General features: G+C 73.6%; 19 protein-coding genes. 6 read left to right on the top strand and 13 right to left on the bottom strand.

Annotated elements, in window-relative coordinates:
• Nucleotides 1-34: 34 nt before the first annotated feature.
• The 5 genes from HC362_RS06795 to HC362_RS06815 form a co-directional block, all read right to left on the bottom strand.
• A complete protein-coding gene (locus HC362_RS06795) occupies nt 35-1,198 on the bottom strand; it encodes an XdhC/CoxI family protein (RefSeq protein ID WP_243083023.1) in 1,164 nt (387 codons plus the stop codon).
• A 101-nt stretch (nt 1,199-1,299) separates the two neighbouring features.
• Entirely contained in the window at nt 1,300-2,781 is a 1,482-nt protein-coding gene (locus HC362_RS06800) for an NCS2 family permease (RefSeq protein ID WP_243083024.1), read from the bottom strand.
• Between the two features lie 163 nt (nt 2,782-2,944).
• A complete protein-coding gene (gene pucD / locus HC362_RS06805) occupies nt 2,945-5,338 on the bottom strand; it encodes a xanthine dehydrogenase subunit D (protein WP_243083025.1) in 2,394 nt (797 codons plus the stop codon).
• Complete coding sequence (locus tag HC362_RS06810) at nt 5,339-5,863, bottom strand: (2Fe-2S)-binding protein (RefSeq protein WP_243083026.1); 525 nt, start codon at nt 5,861-5,863, stop codon at nt 5,339-5,341. It lies immediately after the preceding gene.
• Complete coding sequence (locus tag HC362_RS06815) at nt 5,854-6,759, bottom strand: xanthine dehydrogenase family protein subunit M (protein ID WP_243083027.1); 906 nt, start codon at nt 6,757-6,759, stop codon at nt 5,854-5,856. Before HC362_RS06815 ends, HC362_RS06810 begins: the two co-directional genes overlap by 10 nt.
• Before the next feature lie 355 nt (nt 6,760-7,114).
• On the opposite strand from HC362_RS06815, the gene HC362_RS06820 reads away from it, so the two are divergent.
• Entirely contained in the window at nt 7,115-8,890 is a 1,776-nt protein-coding gene (locus tag HC362_RS06820) for a PucR family transcriptional regulator ligand-binding domain-containing protein (RefSeq protein WP_243083028.1), read from the top strand.
• Nucleotides 8,891-8,936: 46 nt separating this feature from the next.
• Here the strand turns inward: HC362_RS06820 and HC362_RS06825 are convergent, their stop codons facing one another.
• From HC362_RS06825 to HC362_RS06840, 4 genes are read right to left on the bottom strand one after another with little or no spacing between them, the layout of a single operon-like run.
• On the bottom strand, nt 8,937-9,584 hold the full coding sequence (locus tag HC362_RS06825) for a response regulator transcription factor (protein ID WP_279240176.1): 648 nt from the start codon (nt 9,582-9,584) through the stop codon (nt 8,937-8,939).
• A gap of 46 nt (nt 9,585-9,630) precedes the next feature.
• Complete coding sequence (locus HC362_RS06830) at nt 9,631-11,001, bottom strand: sensor domain-containing protein (protein ID WP_347568423.1); 1,371 nt, start codon at nt 10,999-11,001, stop codon at nt 9,631-9,633.
• Nucleotides 10,995-12,134 carry a glycosyltransferase family 4 protein gene (locus HC362_RS06835; protein ID WP_243088400.1) on the bottom strand — a complete coding sequence of 380 codons (1,140 nt, stop codon included), beginning with the start codon at nt 12,132-12,134 and terminating at the stop codon, nt 10,995-10,997. Before HC362_RS06835 ends, HC362_RS06830 begins: the two co-directional genes overlap by 7 nt.
• Nucleotides 12,034-13,485, bottom strand: coding sequence for a hypothetical protein (locus tag HC362_RS06840; RefSeq protein WP_243083030.1), 1,452 nt, complete (start codon nt 13,483-13,485; stop codon nt 12,034-12,036). The genes HC362_RS06835 and HC362_RS06840 overlap by 101 nt, the downstream gene beginning before the upstream one ends.
• A gap of 404 nt (nt 13,486-13,889) precedes the next feature.
• On the opposite strand from HC362_RS06840, the gene HC362_RS06845 reads away from it, so the two are divergent.
• Nucleotides 13,890-14,711 carry a hypothetical protein gene (locus HC362_RS06845; protein ID WP_243083031.1) on the top strand — a complete coding sequence of 274 codons (822 nt, stop codon included), beginning with the start codon at nt 13,890-13,892 and terminating at the stop codon, nt 14,709-14,711.
• Nucleotides 14,712-14,799: 88 nt separating this feature from the next.
• Here the strand turns inward: HC362_RS06845 and HC362_RS06850 are convergent, their stop codons facing one another.
• Nucleotides 14,800-15,621: a GntR family transcriptional regulator gene (locus HC362_RS06850; protein ID WP_243083032.1), complete on the bottom strand. Its 822-nt coding sequence runs from the start codon at nt 15,619-15,621 to the stop codon at nt 14,800-14,802.
• A 140-nt stretch (nt 15,622-15,761) separates the two neighbouring features.
• On the opposite strand from HC362_RS06850, the gene HC362_RS06855 reads away from it, so the two are divergent.
• Nucleotides 15,762-16,613, top strand: coding sequence for a (2Fe-2S)-binding protein (locus HC362_RS06855; RefSeq protein WP_243083033.1), 852 nt, complete (start codon nt 15,762-15,764; stop codon nt 16,611-16,613).
• Nucleotides 16,614-16,831: 218 nt separating this feature from the next.
• The gene (locus HC362_RS06860; RefSeq protein ID WP_243083034.1) at nt 16,832-17,980 is read left to right on the top strand and encodes a DUF2637 domain-containing protein; all 1,149 of its coding nucleotides are present in this window, start codon (nt 16,832-16,834) and stop codon (nt 17,978-17,980) included.
• A gap of 47 nt (nt 17,981-18,027) precedes the next feature.
• Here the strand turns inward: HC362_RS06860 and HC362_RS06865 are convergent, their stop codons facing one another.
• A complete protein-coding gene (locus tag HC362_RS06865) occupies nt 18,028-19,287 on the bottom strand; it encodes an MFS transporter (protein ID WP_243083035.1) in 1,260 nt (419 codons plus the stop codon).
• Nucleotides 19,288-19,399: 112 nt separating this feature from the next.
• On the opposite strand from HC362_RS06865, the gene HC362_RS06870 reads away from it, so the two are divergent.
• Nucleotides 19,400-19,774, top strand: coding sequence for a MerR family transcriptional regulator (locus HC362_RS06870; protein ID WP_209264212.1), 375 nt, complete (start codon nt 19,400-19,402; stop codon nt 19,772-19,774).
• A 9-nt stretch (nt 19,775-19,783) separates the two neighbouring features.
• On the opposite strand, the gene HC362_RS06875 is transcribed toward HC362_RS06870, so the two are convergent.
• The gene (locus HC362_RS06875; RefSeq protein ID WP_243083036.1) at nt 19,784-20,911 is read right to left on the bottom strand and encodes a protein phosphatase 2C domain-containing protein; all 1,128 of its coding nucleotides are present in this window, start codon (nt 20,909-20,911) and stop codon (nt 19,784-19,786) included.
• A gap of 126 nt (nt 20,912-21,037) precedes the next feature.
• On the opposite strand from HC362_RS06875, the gene HC362_RS06880 reads away from it, so the two are divergent.
• Entirely contained in the window at nt 21,038-21,457 is a 420-nt protein-coding gene (locus HC362_RS06880) for a PPOX class F420-dependent oxidoreductase (protein WP_243083037.1), read from the top strand.
• Here HC362_RS06880 and HC362_RS06885 read toward each other — a convergent pair.
• The gene (locus tag HC362_RS06885) at nt 21,411-22,952 is read right to left on the bottom strand and encodes a DNA-3-methyladenine glycosylase 2 family protein (RefSeq protein ID WP_243083038.1); all 1,542 of its coding nucleotides are present in this window, start codon (nt 22,950-22,952) and stop codon (nt 21,411-21,413) included. The genes HC362_RS06880 and HC362_RS06885 overlap by 47 nt on opposite strands.
• Between the last annotated feature and the right edge of the window lie 70 nt (nt 22,953-23,022).

The raw sequence follows: 23,022 nt of genomic DNA on the forward strand, positions 1-23,022 counted from the left end.
CGGCTCCGAACTGCTGTGGGACAGCTGCCGGGGCTCAGCCGGCGGCCCGGTCGGCGCCGCCCCCGGTGATCGGCGTGGCGGGGCCGCTGTCGTGGTGGATGGGGCTGTGCGCCCCGTTGAGCGGCACTCCGCTGCCGCCGTGCCGCGTGGCGACGATCTCGGCTGCGATGGACAGCGCCGTCTCCTCCGGGGTGCGGGCGCCCAGGTCCAGGCCGATCGGGGAGCGCAGGCGGGCCAGCTCCAGCGAGGTCAGCCCGGCCTCGCGGAGCCGCTCCAGCCGGTCGAGGTGGGTGCGCCGGGAGCCCATGGCGCCGACGTAGGCGACCGGCAGCCGCAGCGCGCTCTCCAGCAGGGGCACGTCGAACTTGGCGTCGTGGGTGAGCACACAGACGACCGTCCGGGCGTCGAGGTCCTGGGAGTCGAGGTAGCGGTGCGGCCAGTCGACGACGACCTCGTCGGCCCCGGGGAAGCGGCGGGCCGTGGCGAAGACGGGCCGCGCGTCGCACACCGTCACGTGGAAGCCGAGGAACTTGCCGATCCTCACCAGCGCTGCCGCGAAGTCGATGGCGCCGAAGACCAGCATCCGCGGCGGCGGGACGCTGGATTCCACCAGCAGCGTCACCGGCTGCCCGCACATGCTGCCGTCCGCGCCGACGGTGACCGTCGCGGTACGGCCGGCCGCCAGCAGCGCCCGGCCCTCGGCGGCGGCGGTTGCGTCCAGTTCGGGTGCCCCGCCCAGCGCTCCGTGCGGCTGCCCTTCGGCGTCCAGCCACAGGGCGCCGCCCAGCAGCTCCTGGGGCCCTTCCACGATCCGTACGAGCGCTGCCGTACGGCCCTCGACCGCCTCGGCCGCGGCCTGTGCGAACACCTCGCGCTCCGCCGCCCGCGCGCGGAGGGGGGTGACCAGGATGTCGATGACGCCGCCGCAGGTGAGACCGACGGCGAAGGCGTCCTCGTCGCTGTAGCCGAAGGTCTGGCGGACGCTGCCGCCCGAGGCCAGCGCCTCCTGGCACAGCTCGTAGACGGCACCCTCCACGCAGCCGCCGCTCACGCTGCCGACGGCCTCGCCGTCCGCGTCGACGGCCAGCGCCGCGCCGGGCTGCCGCGGCGCACTGCCGCCGACGGCGACGACGGTGGCGACGGCGAAGTCCCGCCCCTCCTGGCACCAGCGGTGCAGCTCAGCGGCGATGTCAAGCATGTGCTTCTCTCCTCGGCGGTGACAACGGCCTCGACGGGAGCGGGAACGGCCAGGGAGACCGCACCCGCTCCCGCCCGGGCCGGGGAGCAGAGGCTAGGGAGCTATTTGACCCCCAGCCACTGCTCGATCGGGTTCAGGGCGAAATAGACCAGGAAGACGAGCGACAACACCCACATCAACCATCCGGGCTCGCGAATCTTTCCCTGCACGGCCTTGATGAGGACGTAGGCGATGACACCGGCGCCGATACCGGCCGTGATGGAGTACGTGAACGGCATCAGCACGGTCGTCAGGAAGACCGGGATCGAGGTCGCCGGGTCGGTCCAGTCGATGTGCATGGCATTGGTCATCATCATCGATCCGATGACGACGAGCGCCGCGGCCGCCACCTGCGGAGGGATCACCTGCGCGAGGGGCGTGAAGAACAGACAGGCGGCGAAGCCGAGTCCGGTGACGACGCTGGCCAGGCCGGTTCTGGCGCCGTCGCCGACGCCGGCGGTGGACTCCACGAACACGGTCTGGCCCGAGGCGCCGGACAGACCGCCGATCATGCCGCCGGCACCGTCGATGGTCAGCGCCTTGTTCAGGCCCGGCATCCGGCCGTCCCTGTCGGCGAGGCCGGCCTGCTGGCCGATGCCGATGATGGTGCCGATGGCGTCGAAGAACCCGGCCAGCACCAGGGTGAAGACGATGACGCCGATGGTGATGCCGCCGACATCGCCCAGGCCGTTGAAGGAGATGGACCCGAACAGCCCGAAGTCGGGGGAGCTGACCATCGACCCGGGCAGCTCCGGGGCGTTCCTGCCGCCCCAGTCCTTCTTGTCGAGACCGGCGAACTGGTGGATCAGCGCGGCCAGGACCGTGCCGCTGACGATGCCGACGAGGATGGCTCCGGGCACCTTGCGGACCTGCAGCGCGAAGATCAGCAGCACCGTGAAGGCGAAGCACAGCACCGGCCAGCCGGTGAGCATGTCCGCGGTACCGAGCTGGATGGGCTTCTGCCCGGGGATGCCGCCGGGTCCTGGCATCGAGGTGACGAAGCCGGCCTGGACGAGCCCGATGAGGCAGACGAACAGTCCGATGCCCATGGTGATGGCGTGCTTGAGCGCCAGGGGGATCGCGTTCATGATCAGCTCACGGAGCCCGGTGACCACCAGAAGCACGATCACGGCACCGTAGATCAGACACATCGCCCAGGCGTTGCCCCAGCTCATCTCGGGCACGACCTGGAAGGCCATCACGGCCGAGACGCTCAGTCCCGCCGCCAGGGCCAGTGGGACGTTGCCGATGAAGCCCATCACGATGGTGGTCGCCGCGGCGGCGAACGCCGTCGCCGTGGTGACCTGCCCGCCGTCCAGGGTGTGCTTGTGCACATCGGGCACGGACAGGATGACGGGGTTGAGCAGGACGATGTACGCCATCGCCATGAAGGTGGTGATACCGCCACGTATCTCCTGGCCGTAGGTCGACCCTCGCTCGGAGATGTGGAAGTACCTGTCGAGCCACGAGCGCCCCGCGGGGATACGGGACCCAGGACCCGCATCCTCCGGTGTCGTCGTCGGCCCTACTTTCGACTGGGTCATTGTGCTGACTCCCAAGGTTCATAGGGGCACCTCGGCAGATACCGAGGATTTGGGAAGCACGACCCGGGGGACGGCCCGCGTCTTGCTCTTTCCCCGCCCACCCGCGCAGGGGCGCGCGAGCGGGGAAGACGGGGGGTTGGGGGGGGCCGGGGCCCCCTGCGCCTCACACCTCGACGATGTGCTCGGGCCGCACCGGCACCCGGGGCAGCGCCTTACCGGTCGCGGCCCGGATGGCCGCCAGCACGGCCGGTGTCGAGGACAGGGTCGGCGCCTCGCCCGCACCGCGGAGCCCGTAGGGGGCGTGCTCGTCGGCGAGCTCCAGCACGTCCACCGGGATGGTGGGCGTGTCCAGAATCGTGGGGATCAGATAGTCGGTGAAGGAGGGGTTGCGGACCTTGGCCGTGGGGTCGACCACGATCTCCTCCATCACCGCGAGCCCGAGCCCCTGCGTGGTGCCGCCCTGGATCTGGCCCACCACGGCCTGCGGGTTCATCGCTTTGCCCACGTCCTGTGCGCAAGCCAGTTCGACGACCTTGACCAGCCCGAGCTCGGTGTCGACCTCCACCACGGCCCGGTGCGCGGCGAAGGAGTACTGGACGTGGCCGAAGCCCTGACCGGTCCGCAGGTCGAAGGGCTCGGTGGGCCGGTGCCGCCACTCGTCCTCGGCCTCGACGGGCTCGTCGCCGAGCACGTCCGCCAGCGAGGCCAGCACCTCGCCGCCGTCGGTGACGACCTTGCCGCTCTCCAGCAGCAGTTCGGCCGTGGCCCAGGCGGGGTGGTGGGTGCCGAACTTCCGGCGCCCGCGCTCCAGCACCTGCTCGCGCACCAGTTCGCACACGTGCTTGACGGCGCCGCCGGTCACATACGTCTGCCGGGAAGCCGAGGTCGAGCCGGCCGAGCCGACCCTGGTGTCGGCGGGCTGGATGTTCACCCGGGCGACGCCCAGCTCGGTGCGGGCGATCTGGGCGTGCACGGTGACACCGCCCTGGCCCACCTCGGCCATCGCCGTGTGCACCATGGCCACCGGCTCCCCGCCGACGACCTGCAGCCGCACCCGCGCCGTCGAGTAGTCGTCGAAGCCCTCGGAGAAGCCGACGTTCTTTATCCCGACGGCGTAGCCCACACCTCGTACGACGCCCTCGCCGTGCGTGGTGTTGGACAGGCCGCCCGGCAGCGCCCGTACATCGGGCTCACCGCCGACGTTCTCCCACTGCGCCTCCATCGGCAGCGGCATGGCCTTGACCCTGCGCAGCAGCTCGGCCACCGGGGCCGGCGAGTCGACGGTCTGCCCTGTGGGCATCACGGTGCCCTGGGACATGGCGTTCTTCTGCCGCAGCTCGACCGGGTCCATGCCCAGTTCGGCCGCGAGCTTGTCCATCTGCGCCTCGTAGGCGAAGCACGCCTGCACCGCGCCGAAGCCGCGCATCGCACCGCAGGGCGGGTTGTTGGTGTAGAGCGCCAGCGCCTCGATCTCGACGTCGTCCACCACATACGGGCCGACGCCGAGCGAGGCCGCGTTGCCGACCACCGCCGGAGACGACGAGGCGTAGGCCCCGCCGTCCAGCACGATGCGGCACCTCATATGGGTGAGCTCGCCGTCGCGGGTGGCGCCGTGCTCGTACCACAGCTTGGCCGGGTGCCGGTGCACATGTCCGAAGAAGGACTCGAAGCGGTTGTAGACGATCTTGACGGGCTTGCCGGTGACCAGCGCCAGCAGGCAGGCGTGGATCTGCATGGACAGGTCCTCGCGCCCGCCGAAGGCGCCGCCGACGCCGGAGAGCGTCATCCGTACCTTCTCCTCGGGCAGCCCGAGGACGGGGGCGATCTGGCGCAGGTCGGCGTGGAGCCACTGGGTGGCGATGTAGAGGTCCACACCGCCGTCCTCGGCGGGCACGGCCAGCCCCGACTCGGGCCCGAGGAAGGCCTGGTCCTGCATGCCGACCTCGTACTCGCCGGTCACGATGACATCGGCGCGCTCGGCCGCCGCCTTCGCGTCGCCGCGCACGATGGGCTGGCGGTGCACGACGTTGGGGTGCGGGACATGCGCGGCATGGTGATCGTCGCGGCCCGGGTGGAGCAGCGGCGCGTCCTCGGCGAGCGCGGATGCCTCGTCGTGCACCACGGGCAGCTCGCGGTACTCGACCTTGATCTTGGCCGCTGCGCGGCGTGCCGTCTCCGGGTGGTCGGCCGCCACCAGCGCCACCGGCTCGCCGTGGTGGCGGACCCGGCCGTGGGCCAGGACGGGGGTGTCCTGGATCTCCAGGCCGTAGTTCTTCACCTCGGTCGGGAGGTCGTCGTAGGTGAGCACGGCGTGTACGCCCGCCTGCGCCAGCGCCTCGCCGACGTCGACGGAGACGATCTCCGCGTGGGCGTGCGGGCTGCGCAGCGTGCAGCCCCACAGCATGTCCTCGTGCCACATGTCCGAGGAGTAGGCGAACTCGCCGGTCACCTTGAGGGTGCCGTCGGGACGCAGCGGGGAGTCGCCGACCCCGGCCTCGGCTCCGGCGCCCTGCTCCAGCTTGGAGGGGGTGCCGGTGGGCCCGGTCGCGGGTGCCATTCAGACCACCTCCTGCGCGCTGTCGTCGGCGCGGGCAGCGGCCAGGCGGACGGCGTCCATGATCTTCTCGTAGCCGGTGCAGCGGCACAGGTTGCCCGAGAGGGCCTCGCGGATGTCCGCGTCCGAGGGCCGCGGGTTGCGCTCGATCAGCTCGTCGGCCGCGACCAGCAGACCGGGGGTGCAGAAGCCGCACTGCACGGCGCCGGCGTCGAGGAACGCCTGCTGGACCGGTGCCAGGTCACCGCTGCCGCCCGTCGGCGCGGAGCCGTCGCGCTCCCTCGCGTACTCGGCCAGGCCCTCGACGGTGACGACCTCGCGGCCCTCGGCCTGGCCCGCGGCCACCAGGCAGGCACAGACCGACTCGCCGTCCAGCCGGACCGTGCAGGAGCCGCACTCGCCCTGTTCGCAGGCGTTCTTGGAGCCGGGCAGTCCCATCCGCTCGCGCAGCACGTACAGCAGGGACTCGCCCTCCCACACGTCGTCGGCCTCGTGCCGCCGTCCGTTGACGGTGAATGTCACGCGCATCGGGCGCCTCCCTCGGTGGTGCGGCCGTTCCCGCCGGCCTGGTAGCTCTCCCAGGTCCAGCCCAGGGTGCGGCGGGCCATGACTCCCACGGCACGGCGGCGGTAGGCGGCGCTGCCCCGTACGTCGTCGATCGGGTTGCAGGCGCCTGAGCACAGCTCGGCGAACTCACGCGCGACGGAGGGCGGAATCGTCCTGCCGTTGTCCCAGAAGCCGCCGTCCTCCAGCGCCGCGTTCAGGAAGTCCTCGGCGGCGCGGGCCCGCAGCGGGGTCGGGGCCGCCGAGCCGACGCCGGTCCGTACGGTGCGGGCCTTGGGGTGCAGCGCGATACCGAAGGCGCACACGGCGATGACCATGGCGTTGCGGGTGCCGACCTTCGAGAACTGCTGCGGCCCGTCGGCCTTCCTGATGTGGACCGACTTGATCAGTTCGTCCTCGGCGAGCGCGTTGCGCTTCACACCGGTGTAGAAGTCCTCGACGGGGATGGACCGGGTGCCCCGCACCGACTCCACCTCGACCTCGGCGCCCGCTGCGAGCAGCGCGGGGTGCGAGTCCCCTGCGGGGGAGGCGGCGCCGAGATTGCCGCCGACGCTGCCCCGGTTGCGGATCTGCGGGGAGCCCACGGTGTGCGCAGCCAGTGCGAGACCCGGCAGCACAGAGGCCAGCTCATCGATGATCTCCGAATAGGAGACGGAGGCACCGAGCCGGACGGTCTCGTCGCCGACCTCCCACTCGTGCAGCTCCCGGACCCGGTTCAGATCCATGAGGTGAGTGGGGCGGCGGTGATCGAAGTTGATCTCGACCATGACGTCGGTGCCGCCCGCGATGGGCACGGCTGAGGGGTGCTCCGCCTTCGCGGCGAGCGCCTCCTCCCAACTGGCCGGGCGCAGGAACTCCATGGTGTCTCTTCTCGGTGTACTGGCGGGGGTGCTGACAGGTGCTGTACGAGTGCCGCCGCGGGGGTCCTGTACTGGTGTGCGATCCGGAGTGGTGCGATGGAGTGGGAGGTGGTCGTGGGGGGATGCGGTCAGTACACCGACAGGTACCCGCTCCGGTGCAGTCACCGAAAACATGAAGCGTTTGGCTGGTCGGCCATCCGGTCTTGTAGATTCAGACGAAAGCCGGGAACAGGTAACCTCACGGCTTCCTCACGGTCACACGCCCGTGGCACGGCCACGGCCACCCCCCGCGGCACGGCCATGCCCTCTGCACCAACCAGCACATCACGACACACGAACGGCAGGCGACGAGACGATGCGGCTGCGCGCGCTCCTGGAGAACGACTCGCTGGGCCTCGGACTGCTCGGCGGCGAGGACGAGCTGGACCGGACGGTGCGCGGCGTCATGACCACCGACCTGCGTGACCCCAGCCGCTATCTGTCCGGCGGCGAGCTGGTGCTGACCGGACTGGCCTGGCGGCGCTCCCCCGAGGACTCCGAGCCCTTCGTCCAGATCCTGGCCACGGCCGGCGTCGCGGGCCTCGCCGCGGGTGAGGCCGAGCTCGGCCCCGTCCCCCAGGACCTGGTGGACGCCTGCGCCCGGCACCGGCTGCCGCTGTTCTCCGTCACCGAGTCCGTCGCCTTCGCCACCATCACCGAGCACGTCGTCCGCCAGGTCTCCACCGAGCGCGCCGGCGACCTGGCCGCCGTCGTGGACCGGCACCGCCGCCTGATGTCCTCCGGCCCCGCCGGCGGGGGCCCCGACGTGGTGCTCGACCTGCTCGGCTCGGATCTCGACCTGGCCGCCTGGGTGCTCTCCCCCACCGGCCGCCAGATCGCGGGACCCAGTCAGGGCCCCGCGCTGCCGCACCCCACCGCGGCCCGGCTGGCGGGCGCCCATATGGCCGCCGTACGCGCCGGACGGCGCAGCCCGCACCGGACCACCGACGAGGGCGTGGCCTACTCCCTGTTCCCCGTCAGCCGCGCCACCGGCGACCCGCGCCGCACCGTCCTGTCCGACTGGCTGCTGGCCGTGGCCGCCGACACCGGTGACTGGCCCGCCGAACGCCTCGACCTGCTGCACGGCGTCACCCAGCTGATCGCCGTCGAGCGCGACAGACGGGATGCCGCCCGCACCGTGCGGCGCCGGCTGGCCCAGGAGGTGCTGGAGCTGGTGCAGACCGGCGCGCCGCCCTCAGAGATCGCCGCACGCCTGCGGGTGGCGGCCCCTGTGCTGCTGCCAGGCCAGGGTGCCGCACCCGCCTGGCAGGTGATCGTCGCCCGCGTCGAATGGGACGAGCCGGACCCGGCACGCGCCCTGGACGGCGGGTCGATCGCCCAGTCGCTGCTGGAGGAGCTGCTGGTCGACCCGCGTACGACCGGCCCTGACGGCTCGGACCGGATCGCCGTCGCACAGGTGGACGGCGAGGCGGTCGCACTGGTGCCGCTGACCGGCGAGGAGCCGGCCGTGCCCGAGGGCACGTACGGACGCCAGGGCACCGAGGGCTCCCAGGACGGCGCCGGGGAGGCCGCCGGGCGCGGCACGGCTCCGGCCGGGGAGGAGCCTGCCGGGCTCACCGGCGCACACGGCGGCGAGGGGCTGCACGCCGACTCGCTGCTCGCCGAGGTCAGCGAGCCGCTGGGGCGCGCCCTGGCCGACGACGGCAGGCTGACGCTCGGGGTGAGCGCCGCCGTGCACTCCGCCGAGGGCCTGCGGGGCGCCCTGGAGGAGGCCCGGCACGCCCGCCGGGTCGCGGCGGCACGCGCGGGCGCGGTCCGCGCCGCGGGTCACGAGGAGCTGGCCTCGCATGTGCTGCTGCTGCCGTTCGTACCGGACGACGTGCGCCGCGCCTTCACAGCGCGGCTGCTGGACCCGCTGCGCGAGTACGACCGCAAGCACCGCGCCGAACTGGTGCCAACGCTGGAGGCGTTCCTCTCCTCGGACGGCTCCTGGACCCGCTGTGCGGGCCGCCTCCATCTGCACGTCAACACGCTCCGCTACCGCGTCAGCCGCATCGAACAGCTCACCGGCCGGGACCTGTCCCGCCTGGAGGACAAGCTCGACTTCTTCCTGGCGCTGCGGATGAGCTGAGGGGCGGATGAGCTGAGGGGCGGAACCGGCAGGCGGGGACGCCCTCTCACCCGACAGCCCGGGGCCTTCGCAGATACGCCAGGACGGCCAGCACCCGACGGTGGTCGTCCGGCGCGGGCGGCAGGTCGAGCTTGGTCAGAATGGAGCGGACGTGCTTGACGACCGCCGCCTCGCTGATGACCAGCGCGCGGGCGATGCCCCCGTTGGAGCGGCCTTCCGCCATGGCGGCCAGCACCTCGCGCTCCCGGGGCGTCAGCCGCCGCAGCTCGGCGGGTTCCCGGTCCCGGGCCAGCAGCCGCCTGACCACCTCGGGGTCGATGGCGGTGCCGCCCGCCGCCACCCGCTCCAGCGCCTCGGTGAACTCCGCGACGTCACCCACCCGGTCCTTGAGCAGATAGCCGACCCCGTCGCCGGTGGCCAGCAGCTCCGCCGCGTAGGAGTTCTCCACGTACTGCGACAGCACCAGGATCGGCAACGCAGTCCGCTCGGCGCGCAGTTGGAGCGCGGCACGCAGCCCCTCGTCACGCAGCCCCGGCGGCATCCGGACATCCGTGACGACGCAGTCCGGCGTGTGCTCGGCCACCGCCTCCAGCAGCGCGGACGCGTCACCGACTCCCGCGCATACCTCGTGGCCGAAGCGCGCGAGGATCTGGCTCAGCCCCTCGCGCAGCAGTACGGAATCCTCCGCGATCACCAGTCGCACTTCTGCTCCCCCGCCCGGTCCCCCGGCCCCGTGCCTCTCATACCGTCCCCCGCCCATCCTGCCCGTCGGTCCACGGCAGCTCTATGCGCACCACCGTAGGGCCGCCCCGCGGGCTGGAGAGGCGCAGCCGTCCGCCGTGTACAGCCAGCCGGTCGGCGAGCCCCGTCAGGCCGGTGCCGCGGTCCGGGTCGGCGCCGCCCCGCCCGTCGTCGCGGACCTCCACCGTCAGCTCCTCGCCGCCGCGTACCGTCACTGCCGCGTACGAGGCACCGCTGTGCTTGGCCGCGTTGGTGAGCGCCTCGGCGACGGCGAAGTACGCGGCGACCTCCAGCGCCTCGGCGGGCCGCCGGGCACCGGTCCTGTCCACCACCCGTACGGGAAGGGCCGAGCTTTCGGCCAGGGCCTCGACCGCGGCGCCCAGGCCCCGGTCGGTGAGCACGGACGGGTGGATACCGCGTACCAGGTCCCGCAGTTCGGCCAGTACGGCACGGGCCTCGTCCTGCGCCCTGGCCACCAGCGCCGGATCTGCGTCCAGCTTGGCCAGTCCCAGCGTCATGATCAGCCCGGTGAGCCGCTGCTGCGCACCGTCGTGCAGATCGCGTTCGATACGGCGGCGCTCGACCTCGAACGCGTCGGCCAGCCGGGCGCGGGACGCGGTCACCTCCGTCAGCCGCGCGTCCAGCTCCTTCTCACGGCGCGGCCCCACCAGCACGGCCCGCGCGAGCGTGGCCCGCACTCCGGCCAGCGCCGCGAACAGATAGCAGGCGAGCGCGGCGAGGACCGGGGTCAGCAGGAGCCACGGCAGCACCTGCCCCGGCTCGGTCAGCACGATGCCCTCGCCGTACATCACCCGGTCCCCGCCCACCACGGTGAACAGCGCGAACGGCTGGCTGGCGACCAGGCCCAGCCCCACCACGGCCACCAGCAGGTCGAGCAGCGAGAGCAGCGCGTTGGGCACGGCGAAGCCCAACTCCACCCAGGTGGCAGGCGACTTGGTGCGCCGCCACAGCCTGCGCAGAGCACGGGGCCTCGGTACCGCGCCCGGTTCGCCGCGGGCCGCGTCGGACGCGTCCTGGTGCGGTGACGGCGCGTCCCGCCGGTCGAGCCAGCGCAGCCGCCGCCGCTCCAGCCCGGCGAGCCCCGCCGCTGACGCCGGTACGCACAGCAGCGCGACCACTCCGATCCCGGTCGGCAGCAGCAGAATCCCCACCACCACGAGGCCCACGGCGAGGAACAGCCAGCCGAGCCCCAGCACACCGCCCGCCAGCAGATAGCCCAACGCACGCAGCGGCCACAGCGATCCGAGAAAACCCACGGGCCCGCCCGCCAGTGCCTGCCACACACTTGCGGCGTCCCCGGCCGGGGCCTCCGCCGCCCGCGTAGCCACCCTCCTATCGCTGCTCACCACGTCTCGACCGTATGGGACAGCAGCGAGCGCAGCCGACCGGCGGTGGCGTCCCAGCTCCACTCGGCCGTGACCCAGGCGCGGCCCCGGGCGCCCATCGCGGCGGCTGTCCGGGGAGCGCCGAGCAGTCCGACGAGCCTGACGGCGACGGCGTCGACGTCGCGCCCGTCGACCACATGGCCGCTCTCCCCGTCCAGGACGGCCTCGGGCGCGCCGCCCGACTTCCCCGTGAGCACGGGGAGTCCGGCGGCAGCGGCCTCCAGACAGACGATGCCGAGCCCCTCGGCCTCCAGCCCCAGGCGGCGGGTGCGGCAGGGCATGGCGAAGATGTCGGCTGCCGCGTAGCAGGGCGGCAGCTCCTCGTGCGCCCGGGAGCCGGCGAAGACGACCGCGCCTTCGGGCAGCCCCGGCAGCCGCCGCACCATCCGGCGCAGCGCCCGCTCGTGGGGCCCTGAGCCGACGATCAGCAGGGTGGCGCCAGGAACGGCGGCCCGCACCCGGGGCATGGCGCGGATCAGGGTGTCCTGCCCCTTGCGGCGGACGAGCCGCGAGACGGTGAGGATCAACGGCCCCTCGCCCACACCCAGTTCGCGCCGTATCGCCCGCGTCTGGTCCCGGCCGCCCGGCCGGAAGAGCTCCGCGTCGACGCCTGGCACCAGGCGGGCCGCTCGGGCGCGGGGGCCGAACGCGCCTGCCGTACGGGCCCGGGAGTAGGCGGTGAGGTGGGTGACCACCCCGGCGGTCTCGCCGATCCGGCGCAGCAGCTGCCGGGTGCCGGGCAGCGCGGCCCACCACATCTCGTGCCCGTGCGTGGTGGCCACCGAGGGCAGTCCGAGCCGTCCCGCGAGCAGTCCCAGCGGGGCGGCCGCGCCGAACCACACCCGGTCGCACCCGTAGCGGAAGGCCAGCGCCCGGGCCGTCCGCGCCACCCGCGGCGTCGGCAGCAGCGTGCGGACCCGCTCCCGGACGACGGGGAACGGCTGGGCCGCGTCGAAGGCGTCCGAGCCGGGCTGGGCCGCCGTGTAGACGACGACCTCATGGGGTGGAAACCGGCGTGCGACCTCGTGGACGAACGTCTCGATGCCGCCACGGCGCGGCGGATAGTCGTTCGTCACGATCAGCGTGCGGCCCGGCAGGGGTCGGTCGGGCTGGTTCGTCTCGCCGGGCATCGGGGCGGGTATCCGGTCGGGTTTCTCGTCGGGCATCGAGGGTCCTCCAGTGGGCCCACAGGGCGAGTACGGCGGGGTGGACGGCGTGGCCGAAGCGGGAAGCGGGCAGCAGTGCCATGGCCAGCAGCAGGCCCAGCGCGAGCCGGAGAGCGGCCCGGCTCGCGTCCCGGGGCGGCCGCAGCAGCAGCGAGGCGGCTGTCAGCAGGGCGGCGAGCACCAGCGCGGCGACGGCGCACAGGTGTCCGGCCGGGCCGAGGGTGGCGAGCAGCGTGCCCGGCAAGGGGGATGCCGCAGGCGAGTCGGCCTCCGCCATGCCGAGCGGAAAGCGGACCGCATTGGCCATCAGGCCGGGTCCGTCGGCCAGCGCGGGCAGCACCAGCCCGGCTGCCAGGGGCGGCGCCGCACCGCCGAGGAGCCGCAGCACCGCGGGCCGCCCACCGCGCGCTGCGAGGAGCGCCGCGGCGACCGCGAGCGCGGGCCAGGCCGTCGCTTTGAGGGTGCAGGCCGCGCCGAGGACGAGTCCTGCGGATGTCGCGTACCACGCGGGGGTGCGGCCCGATGACGGCGGCCCGGGGCACCCCAGTGCCAGCCCGAGGCAGACGAGGCCGAGCACCGGCAGGTCGTCCCCGCCGACCGCCATGGGCAGCGCGATCAACGGCGAAGCGGTCAGCAGCAGCGTACGGCGGCCGACGGACCGGGCCCCGGCGATCCGGAGGCTGAGGGCGAAGGTGAGCCAGAAGACGGCGGCGAAGCAGAACCGCGCGTCCAGGCCGATGAGTTGGTGCGGTACGCCGAAGAGTGCCATGCCGGGCAGATAGGGGTTGTATGCCTCGTAGTCGGCACCGGCGAGCCGGCCGGGGCTCGGATAGGGCGTGCCTTCGGCCAGCAGGCGGGCGGCGGCGCGGTGTACGACGTGCACCTCTTCCTGGGCGCTGTGTGTGAACGCGAGCACGAGCAGCGGCACCAGGGCCGCCGACGCGCAGCACAGGTACGCGGCTGTGCGGGTCAGCGGCGTGCGGCGGGGTGGCGGCGTGCGGCGAAGTGGCGGCGGACCGGCCCGGCACGCCACGCCCGGCGCCGGGCCGCGCCGGGCGCGCCGGGTGTGCCGGAAGCGCAGGGCGCGCGGGAAGCGCCGGGCGCGCCGGGTGGCGGCCAGCGAGGCGAGCGCGGCAGCGGCGTAGCCGCATGCGGCGAACGCGCCCCACACCCGGTGTGGTGGCAGCGTGGTCACCGCGGCGGTGAGAGCGGCGAAGACGGCACATCCGGCCCACAGGGCGGGGACCGCGTATCCGGCATGACGTGCGGCTGAGGTGTTCACCCGGCCAGCGAACCGCTCTTCGCGGCGAAGATCGCCACAGTTGGCTGCCGACTTGGGGTAGAGCTGGGTCTACCCCGTGCCCTGCCCCTTGCGCTGCCCCTTGTGCTGCCGCTCAAGCTCCGTGCTGCCCTTTTCCGGCCCTCTGGCTCCCGCTTCCGGCCGCTCTCCGAGCCCTGCCCTCTCCTTGGCAGACCGTGGCCGCCGGTAAAACTTTGTGAACTGATTCACACCAGCCTCTTGGCCGGGCGGCTCCACCCGTGCTGTGATGCGATCACATCCGGCTCGACGGCGCGCTTGGGGAGGGCACTGTGGCGGACACCGCCATGTCACGTTCGGAAAGGCTGGATCCCGCAGGCACCACAGACCCCATAGGACCCACGAAGCGCGAGGGGCGCCCACCTGCGATGGGTCCTGACACCCCGTTGGGCCGGGCCGTGTGGCGACTGCGCTCACGCGGCTGCTGGGAGGACGCGGCGGCACTGCTGGAGCCGTACGCCCACGAGTACCCGCAGGCGGCGCTCGGCCGGGCCGCGCTCTTCGTCGAGCGGTGCATGTACACGGCGGACGACTGGGCGGCGGCCGAGGACGCGCTGCGCGTCGCCGAGGCGGTCGCGCAGGTGGACGACGACCGCGGCGCCGCGGCCTGCGAACGCGGCCAACTCGCCTACGCGGCCACCGTGCTGGGCGTACGCGACCGCACCGACGAGGCGCGGGCCGCGCTCGGCCGGGCCGCTGCGCTGCTGGAGCCCAACGCACCGGGCCGCGCCATGCTGGACTTCCGGCGCGGGCTGCTGGCGGAGAACCTGAGCGAGACCCCGGAGTCGGCGCGTGCCGCGTACCGCAGGGCGCACGCGGGCGCGACCGCACGCGGTGACCTGCTGCTGTGCTCCTCGACCTGGCGGCATCTGGCCGGGCTCGCGGCGCGCGAGGGCGAACTGGCCGAGGCGCGCCACGGCTTCGCCGAGTCGCTGCGGCTGCGCGAGGAGCTGGGGTTCCTGGTCGGTATGGCGCCCGCGCTCGCCTCGCTCGCCGACGTACAGCCGGAGCCGGAGGCGACCCGGCTGCGCCGGGAGGCGGGGCGACTGTTCCGGCTGCTGGGCGGGGTGCCGACCTGGCTAGCGGGCCGGCTGCCCGACGCGGCCGAGAGCGAGGCGCACACCGGCGGAGCCGAGAGCGAGGCCACCGCGGACGCCGCCGCTGAGGGGGCGCCACCGGACGAGGGGTGACGCGGCGGCCGGCGCTCCGGCCTCGCGAGCCGTCGGCCGCACGTCCTGAGCGACCGCGTACCGGTCGCCACACGGGGTCGCTCGCAGGTCAGAAGTGGCCGCGTACGAGGCGCTCGACTGCGGGGAGGTCCTGGTCCGTCAGCGCGTCCAGCAGTGCGAGGTGGTCGGCGGCCTCGGCCAGCAGGTCGGTGGTGCGGGGTGCGGGCGAGGCGCGCAGGGCCGACAGATGCGCCCGCCGCTGTACGTCCTCGGCCACCGCGACCAGCTGCCGGTTGCCGGTCAGCTCCAGCACGGCCCGGTGGAAGGCGCGGTCGGTCTCGGCGTACGCGGTGCGGTCCCCGCACGCCGCCGCCTGCAGGGTGTCCTCGGCCAGCGGCCGCAGCCGGGTCCAGCGCTCCACGGGCTGGGACCGGGCGAGCGCCAGTACGGCCGGCACTTCCAGCAGGGCGCGGATCTCGGTGAGTTCCGCCAGGTCGCGGGGGCTGTGCCGGGCCACGCGGAAGCCCCTGTTGGGCACCGTCTCGACGGCGCCCTCGCTCGCCAGGAGCTGCATCGCCTCCCGTACGGGTGTGGCCGACACTCCGAAGCGCTCCGCGAGGGCCGGTGCGGAGTAGACCTCGCCAGGGACGAGTTCGCCGGAGAGCAGGGCGTCGCGCAGGGCTTCCAAGATCTGGTCGCGCACGGAGTGCCGCTGTGGCACCACCTTCGGGGGCGTCGGCTCGCTGTGGGTGTGTTCGCCGCGGGTGGCCGGCTCCGGCTGCCGCGCGGTACTCGCTTCGGGCGACGCGAAGGGGACCGCGTCCGGCACGCTCTCGGCCCACGCGGCGGTCGGCACGACGGCTGTCGGTGCGACGGCGGTCCGCGAGACGGCTGTCGGCGCCGTTGCCGACCGCGCTCGGCTCTGCTCCATATGGCCCCCAGCACTCTCCGTACGTCATCACCAGTGCAGGCTGCCGTGCACCCTAGGCCGACGCGACACGAGATCAAACCTCGGGCACAATCAGCTAAGGTAAGGCTTACCTGCTAACGATCGTCGATTCGGTGGTCCTCATGGCTGTGCCCACCCTCGCCCGCGTAGCCCCTGACGTCTCCCCTTTCCGTGCGGCGTACGCGCGGCTGACCGAGGTGTTCCCCTCGCTGCGTGTGACCGAGACCACGGCCGGTGAGCCCTTGCCCGAGGGCGCGGGCTGGGTGCGCGCGAGCACCCTGGCGGCCGGCGGCGAGGCGCTCGACTCGTTCCTGGCCTGGGACGAGGAGCAGATCCTGCGGGACTACGGGCAGCCGGGCCGCCCGGACGTGATCGCCAGCTTCGGGCTGCACCGCTACGCCTGGCCCGTCTGCCTGCTCGTGACGATCCCCTGGTTCCTGCAGCGGCGGGTGCCGAGGCTGCCCGTCGACGCGGTGGCCTTCCAGCGGTCGCTGGGCCGGCTGGCGGTCCGTATCGAGGAGTTCGCGTGCCTGCCGGACGACCCGGCGGCATCCGCGCCCGGGGCCCGCGTGGTCTCCGGCGAGGAGGCCCTGCGCGCCGAGGTGCGGAGCGCTGTGGCGGCCCATCTGGGGCCGGTGCTCGAGGGGTTCAGGCCGCGGACGCGGCGCGGTTCGCGGGCGCTGTGGGGGATGGCCACCGACGAGATCACCGAAGGGCTCTGGTATCTGGGCCATCTGCTGGGCGAGGAGCCGCGCGCGAAGGCGGAGGCCGAACTCCTGCTCCCCGGCTCGCTGAAACCGTTCGCCCAGCCGGCGGGCTTCCGCCGGCTGTCAGCGCCCGACGGCTCCGCGCTGACCACCCGTGACCGGGCGAGCTGCTGCCTCTTCTACACCCTCCGCCCCGAGGACACCTGTGTCACCTGCCCCCGTACGTGCGACGCGGAACGTATCGAGCGGATGACCGGCACTCGCTGAGGAGTTCGACCCCACGTACCTCTGTCGGCCCCCGGTGCCCCCCTTTTGGCGTTCTCTTGCCCCGAAACCCCCCATAGGGGTACCGCGCTGCCGTAAAGATGCTCGGCAACACGAAGCAAGCCAGAGCGCGAGCGCGGCACCGCCCCGCGCACATACGGACCCGTACGCGGCGTCCGTGATGTGCGCGCCCCGGTACCGCGCGGCAAGGGGCACACCCGATGAGACTGACCGACATATCGCTGAACTGGGTGCTGCCGAGCGCCGTACTGCTCGTCGGCACTCTGACCGCGGTGCTCGTGATGGCACGTTCGCGCCGCCACAGCTCCTCCGCCGAGAGCAGCGCCTCAGCCGGGGACGACGCGGCCACGGCGCAGGGCCAGCCCGGACAGCCCGACTCCTGGGAGCGCATGGAGGAGCGGCGCCGCCGGAAGGAGACCCTCTACGCGACAGCCGCGTACCTGCTCCTGTTCTGCTGCGCCGCCGTGGCCGCCGCACTCTCCTTCCACGGACTGGTCGGCTTCGGCAGGCAGAACCTGGGGCTGAGCGGCGGCTGGGAGTACCTGGTCCCGTTCGGGCTGGACGGGGCCGCGATGTTCTCCGCGATGATCGCCGTACGCGAGGCCAGCCACGGTGACGCCTCACTGGGATCGCGGCTGCTGGTGTGGATCTTCGCGGGCGCCGCGGCGTGGTTCAACTGGGTGCACGCGCCGCGCGGAGTCGGGCACGACGGCGCCCCGCAGTTCTTCGCCGGCATGTCCCTCTCGGCGGCGATCCTGTTCGACCGCGCGCTCAAACAGACCCGCCGCGCCGCACTGCGCGACCAGGGGCTGGTGCCCAGGCCGCTGCCGCAGATCCGTATCGTCCGCTGGCTGCGGGCGCCCCGCGAGACGTTCGGGGCGTGGTCACTGATGCTGCTGGAGGGCGTGCGGACGCTGGACGAGGCCGTCGACGAGGTGCGCGACGACCGGCGCAGGCGCGAGCAGGAGCGGCTGCGCCGCAAGGACCAGGAGCGCCTGGACCGGGCCCGGGTCAAGGCCATCAACCGGCAGCACCGGCGCTGGAGCATGGGCCGCGGCCAGCCGGGACCCCATGTGGAGGTCGAGATCGGCAGCCCCGCAACGGCGGCCTCGCCCCCCGCGTCCCCGGCCGCCTCGCCGGTCCCCGGCGATCGCCCCGCCGACCTGCCAGCGGTGAGCGCCGCGCCCGTGCCGCGCAGCAGACCCGCTCTGCAGGCCGTGGGGGACGACAGCGCCGCAGCCCGCGGTGACCTCGGCCGGGAGGGGATCGGCGGCGAGAAGAACGCCGCCAGTCCCCGGCTCGACACGCTGGAGGAGAAACTGGCCCAGATCGAGCGCCAGTTCGGCTGACGGTACGGTCACGCCCCCGGCACTCACCGGGGGCGTGACGTGGCGCCTCACCCGGTGGCGGTGGCGCGCCGTGCCGGGAAGGCGTGGGTGCGGGCCACCAGCACCACGGCCAGCACCGGCGCCATCAGCGCCAGAACACTCCATGGGAAGGCCCCGGCGCCCAGGGCGTCCAGCAGGAGGCCGCCCACCACGCCACCGCCCGCCATGGCCGAGTTCCACAGCGTGACGAGCATCGCCTGCGCGGCGTCGGCGGACTCACCGCCCGCCTCTCCGACGGCCGTCTGGAGCAGCGTCGGTGCCCCTCCCCAGCCGAGTCCCCACGCGGCGACCGCGCCGTACACCAGCGGTGTACTGTCGGCCGCCACCGCCAGCACGGCTGCCGCGACGGCGACCAGGAGCGCGCCCCCGATCGTGAGGGCGCGCAGCCTGCGCCCGATGTGCGCGCCGACGAACCAGATGCTGGCCAGGGACGCGGCGCCGAAGACCAGCAGGACCCGGTCGACCTGACCGCCCAGGCCCGCGTCGCCCAGGAAGGCCGCGATGTAGGTGTAGAGCACCGTATGGGCCAGCACGTAGCCGAGCGTGACGAACAGTACGGGTGCCACGCCCGGTATCCGAAGGACGCGCAGCATGGGTGTCCGCGCCTCCGGACGCTGCCCGGGCTGGTCGGGGACGGCGGCCGTGATCCAGGCGAGCAGCGCGGCGGTGAGCACCGTCATGGCCCAGAAGGCGACCCGCCAGCCCAGCGCCTTGCCCAGAAAGGTGCCGGCGGGGACGCCCAGCGAGAGCGCCACCGGGATACCCGCCATGGCGATCGCGATGGCCCGGCCGCCCAGGTGCGGGGGCACCAGGCGGCGCGCGTAGCCGGCCAGCAGCGCCCAGGCGAGCCCGGCGGCCACCCCGGCGACGAAGCGCGCCACCATGGTGAGGGTGTAGTCGGTGGAGACGGCCGTGACGGTGTTGGCCGCGGCGAAGCCCGCCATCGCCGTCAGCAGCAGCCGCTTGCGCCGCCACCCGGCGGTGAACGCCGTCAGCGGGATGGCCGTGAGAGCGGTACCGACCGCGTAGACGGTGACCGTCTGGCCCATGGCGGACTCGCTGACGGCGAGATCCGCGCTCATCGCGGGCAGCAGTCCGGCGGGCAGGGTCTCGGTGAGGCTGGTGATGAAGACGGCGGTCGCCAGCGCCAGCAGCGCGGCGAGCGGGAGGCTCCGGCGGTCGCCGGAGCGGACAGCGGCGGTTTCAGGGGGAGTCGGGGGCGTGGCCCCGGTCCCGGTGTGCGCTGCACGCGCGGTGTCGGTTCGCATGGCCGGTATGCTCGAACCCTCACATTGATGTGAAGGTCAAATGGAACCAGAACCGGAGCCGGAAGCAGTCCCGGAACCCGAACCGGAGCCGGAGAGATCGAGGGGCGGCCGTATGCGGATCGGAGAACTCTCGGAGCGCACCGGAACGCCCAGGCGCCTGCTGCGCTACTACGAGGAGCAGGGCCTCATCGTCGCCGACCGCCTGCCCAACGGCTACCGCGACTACGACGAGCGGTTCGTCGACCGCGTACTGCAGATCCGCGGACTGCTCGACGCGGGGCTCCCCACCCGGATCATCAAACAGATCCTGCCGTGCCTCGACAAGCCCAGGGTCATCCACTTCCAGGACGCCACCCCCGAGATGCTCGCCACCCTCGAGGACCAACTGGAGCGCATGACGGCACGCGTGGAGTGCCTGAGCCGCAACCGGGACGCCATCGCCGAGTACCTGGAGGCGGTACGGGCCACCAGGGCGCCGCAGGCGTGAGGCTGCCGGTCAGCTCTCCCAGACGGTGACCGCCGTACGGTCCCCGTCGAAGCCCTCGACGCCGCGCCCCAACTCATCGAGGTACGCCCCGGGTCCGGGCAGTTCCCCTCCCGGGGGCGCCCAGCGGGCGGCGAGCCGGTCCGCGAGGGTCGGCTCGGCGTGCGGCTCCCCGGCATGGGACAGCGCGACGCGCAGCGGCTCGGCCAGACCGGGGCCGCACAGCAGCAGCACGTCACCGGGGTCCGAGGCGCAGGAGCGGAAGCGGAACGGCTCGGCTGGGGCGGGCTCGGGCGGTTGCGCGGGAGTGAACCCGTCCCGGGCCGCCGCGGCGCCGGCGGCCGGATCGCGGCCGATCACCGCATCCCCTTCCGGCGGCCGTGACACGGTGGCCGGGGGCTCGATGTCCTGCCAGGCTCCGCCGCGCAGCCTGAACAGCCCGCCCCCGCCGGTGCCGAAGGCGACGCGCGTACGACACCGGGGATCGGCGGGCAGCAGCAGACACCGCAGGTCGGCGGTGTACCCGCCGGGCTCAAGACCCAGTGCCGCCGCCTTGGCGCGCAGCCTGCCGAAGGTCCGGTCCGTCAGCCGGTGCAGGCCGGGCTGGAGCTCGCTCCTGCGGTCCGCGCGCAGATCCGCCACGAGCCGCGCGCTGCTGCGGCCGACGGCCGCCGCTATCGAGTGACACACCTCGCGCGCGGCCCGGTGCCCGCCGGGCCCCGACCTGGCCCCTGCCGCCACTGCGGCCAGCAGCAACCCGTCCTCGCCGGCTCCGAACCGTACGACCAACAGCGCGTCCGTGCGCAACTCCCCCGCACGCCGCGCCGCTTCCCCGCGTACCGAAGCCGCTCGCAGCGCGGTGCACCCGTACCGCGTCCCCTCCAGCACCGTGTCCGGCACCACCTCGGCCACCGAGCCGGGATCGGTCACCGGCAGCACCCCCGAGGGCTCCGGGTCGACGGTCCCAGAAGGGCCGGGCTCCGCACCGGAGGCGTCGGTCAGGGTGCGGCTCACCGAGCGGTAGCGCTCATCCAGGCTGTCCGAGGCCCGCGCGCGGCCCGTATCGGGAGCGCGCGGGTCGTACAACTGCGCCCACCAGTCCCGGGGTTGCCCACCACCCTGTGCCCCCTGTCGGCTCATGGCCTCATTGTCCCCCTCCCGCCGGTCGGTACGGCACCGGTGGGGCAGGACCTAGGGCAGAAGGCGGGGGTGGGGGTACGACCGGGTTCCGATGTGGGGCCGAGTGGGGGGTACGACACTGCCGGTATGACACAGGTGACACAGAATTCCGGTGCCGCTCCCGCCGGTTCCGGCGGCTGGGAGTTCTCCCCCGCCGAGCGGGAGTTCCTGGCCTCCCAGCGGCTCGGGCGGCTGGCGACGGTGGATACGGCGGGGCAGCCGCAGAACAATCCGGTCGGGTTCTTCCCGCAGGACGACGGCACGATCCTGGTGGGCGGCTACGCGCTCGGTACGACGAAGAAGTGGCGCAACCTGCGCACCCAGCCGCGTCTCTCGCTGGTCGTGGACGACATCGTCAGTCTCAAGCCGTGGCGGGTGCGCGGCGTGGAGATCCGGGGCGTGGCCGAGCTGCGCGAGGGGCCGCACGACCTGGGTCCGCACTTCAGTGACGAGCTGATCGTCATTCACCCGCGGAAGGTGCACAGTTGGGGGCTGGCGGAGGAGTGAGGCCCGTCGCGTACCACAGGTGGTGCAGCGCGTAGGACCGCCACGGGCGCCACTGGTCGGCGTCGCCGGGCGCGGCCCCGGTCAGTGCCAGTCCGTGCCGTACGCCCGCGTCGCCGGGGAGGAAGACGTCCGGGTCGCCCAGGGCACGCATCCGCATGTAGCCGGCCGTCCACGGGCCGACTCCGGGCAGGGCCAGCAGTGCCCGTTCGGTCTCCTCCCGGTCGGCGCCCGGGTCGAGCACGACGGTGCCGTCCGCGAGGGCGGCCGCGACGGCCCGGATGGTGCGGCGGCGGGTCTCGGGCATGCCCAGCTCGGTCAGTGGTGCCTCGGCGAGCGCGTCGGGCTCGGGGAACAGGTGGGTGAGGGTGCCGTCGGGAGAGGCGAGCGGTTTGCCGTACGCGGCGACGAGCCTGCCGCCCAGCGTGCGCGCGGCACCGACGGTGACCTGCTGGCCGAGGACCGCGCGGAGCGCCAGCTCGTGCGTGTCGGCGGCCCCGGGTGAGCGCAGCCCCGGTGTGCGGGCGGCCAACTCGCCCAGCGCCGTGCGGCCGCCGAGCCGTTCGACGACCGCGTACGGGTCGGCGTCCAGGTCGAAGAGGCGCCGAATGCGCTGCACGGCGGTCGTCAGGTCACGCAGGTCGCCCAGGTGCAGCCGGCATTCGAGCCAGCCCTTTCCGCTGCGTGCCGGGCACTCGTCCACCTCCGCGATGCCGGTGCTGTACGGCAGGTTCAGCGTGCGCCGGTAGGTGCGGCTGCCGGGCTCGCCCAGCACCTCCTCGACGCCCGGTATGACGCGGTGCTCGAGGAAGCCGAAGACCTGCTCGGTCGCGTACGCGCCCCGGTAGGCCAGCCGCAGCGGGACCCCTGCGGCGGCCCCGCCACCGTGCGTCGCCGCGTCCCGCACCTCGGGGCGGCCCGCCGGGCCGTGCCCGCCCCGCGCCGAGGCGGCGCGCAGCTCGCTGGGCGTACGGGCGTAGATCTCGCGGACGGTGTCGTTGAACTGCCGTACGCTCGCGAATCCGGCCGCGAACGCGACCTGGGTGACGGGCAGCGGCGTCGTCTGGAGCAGCACACGCGCGGTGTGCGCCCGCTGCGCTCGGGCGAGCGCGACGGGACCCGCGCCGAGCTCCGCGGTCAGCTGGCGCTGCACCTGGCGTGGGCTGTACCCGAGGCGCTGGGCGAGTCCGGCGACGCCTTCGCGGTCCACGACCCCGTCGGAGATCATCCGCATCGCGCGGCCCACCAGGTCGGCGCGTACGTTCCACTCGGCGGAACCGGGCACCGCGTCCGGGCGGCAGCGGCGGCAGGCACGGAAGCCGGCGGCCTGGGCGGCCGCCGCCGTGGGGTAGAAGCTGACGTTCTCCCGCTTCGGCGTCACTGCCGGGCAGCTGGGCCGGCAGTAGATCCCGGTGGTGCGTACGCCCAGGAAGAACACCCCGTCGAACCGGGCGTCCCTGCTGCGTACGGCCTCGTACCTGCTGTCTTGTGTGGTCACGCCCTCCAGTGTGGGCGGGCGCCAGAGCGAGGGCTAGCGGAAATCGGACAGGGCCGTCGGGGCGCCCCAC

The organism is Streptomyces sp. 891-h, from assembly GCF_022760275.1.
GTDB classification, from domain to species: domain Bacteria; phylum Actinomycetota; class Actinomycetes; order Streptomycetales; family Streptomycetaceae; genus Streptomyces; species Streptomyces spirodelae.

What these genes read in the sequence shown, in the direction of transcription:
- HC362_RS06795 (WP_243083023.1), bottom strand. Translation starts at nt 1,198, where the DNA reads ATGCTTGACATCGCCGCTGAGCTGCACCGCTGGTGCCAGGAGGGGCGG.
- HC362_RS06800 (WP_243083024.1), bottom strand. Translation starts at nt 2,781, where the DNA reads ATGACCCAGTCGAAAGTAGGGCCGACGACGACACCGGAGGATGCGGGT.
- pucD (WP_243083025.1), bottom strand. Translation starts at nt 5,338, where the DNA reads ATGGCACCCGCGACCGGGCCCACCGGCACCCCCTCCAAGCTGGAGCAG.
- HC362_RS06810 (WP_243083026.1), bottom strand. Translation starts at nt 5,863, where the DNA reads ATGCGCGTGACATTCACCGTCAACGGACGGCGGCACGAGGCCGACGAC.
- HC362_RS06815 (WP_243083027.1), bottom strand. Translation starts at nt 6,759, where the DNA reads ATGGAGTTCCTGCGCCCGGCCAGTTGGGAGGAGGCGCTCGCCGCGAAG.
- HC362_RS06820 (WP_243083028.1), top strand. Translation starts at nt 7,115, where the DNA reads ATGCGGCTGCGCGCGCTCCTGGAGAACGACTCGCTGGGCCTCGGACTG.
- HC362_RS06845 (WP_243083031.1), top strand. Translation starts at nt 13,890, where the DNA reads ATGGGTCCTGACACCCCGTTGGGCCGGGCCGTGTGGCGACTGCGCTCA.
- HC362_RS06850 (WP_243083032.1), bottom strand. Translation starts at nt 15,621, where the DNA reads ATGGAGCAGAGCCGAGCGCGGTCGGCAACGGCGCCGACAGCCGTCTCG.
- HC362_RS06855 (WP_243083033.1), top strand. Translation starts at nt 15,762, where the DNA reads ATGGCTGTGCCCACCCTCGCCCGCGTAGCCCCTGACGTCTCCCCTTTC.
- HC362_RS06860 (WP_243083034.1), top strand. Translation starts at nt 16,832, where the DNA reads ATGAGACTGACCGACATATCGCTGAACTGGGTGCTGCCGAGCGCCGTA.
- HC362_RS06865 (WP_243083035.1), bottom strand. Translation starts at nt 19,287, where the DNA reads ATGCGAACCGACACCGCGCGTGCAGCGCACACCGGGACCGGGGCCACG.
- HC362_RS06870 (WP_209264212.1), top strand. Translation starts at nt 19,400, where the DNA reads ATGCGGATCGGAGAACTCTCGGAGCGCACCGGAACGCCCAGGCGCCTG.
- HC362_RS06875 (WP_243083036.1), bottom strand. Translation starts at nt 20,911, where the DNA reads ATGAGCCGACAGGGGGCACAGGGTGGTGGGCAACCCCGGGACTGGTGG.
- HC362_RS06880 (WP_243083037.1), top strand. Translation starts at nt 21,038, where the DNA reads ATGACACAGGTGACACAGAATTCCGGTGCCGCTCCCGCCGGTTCCGGC.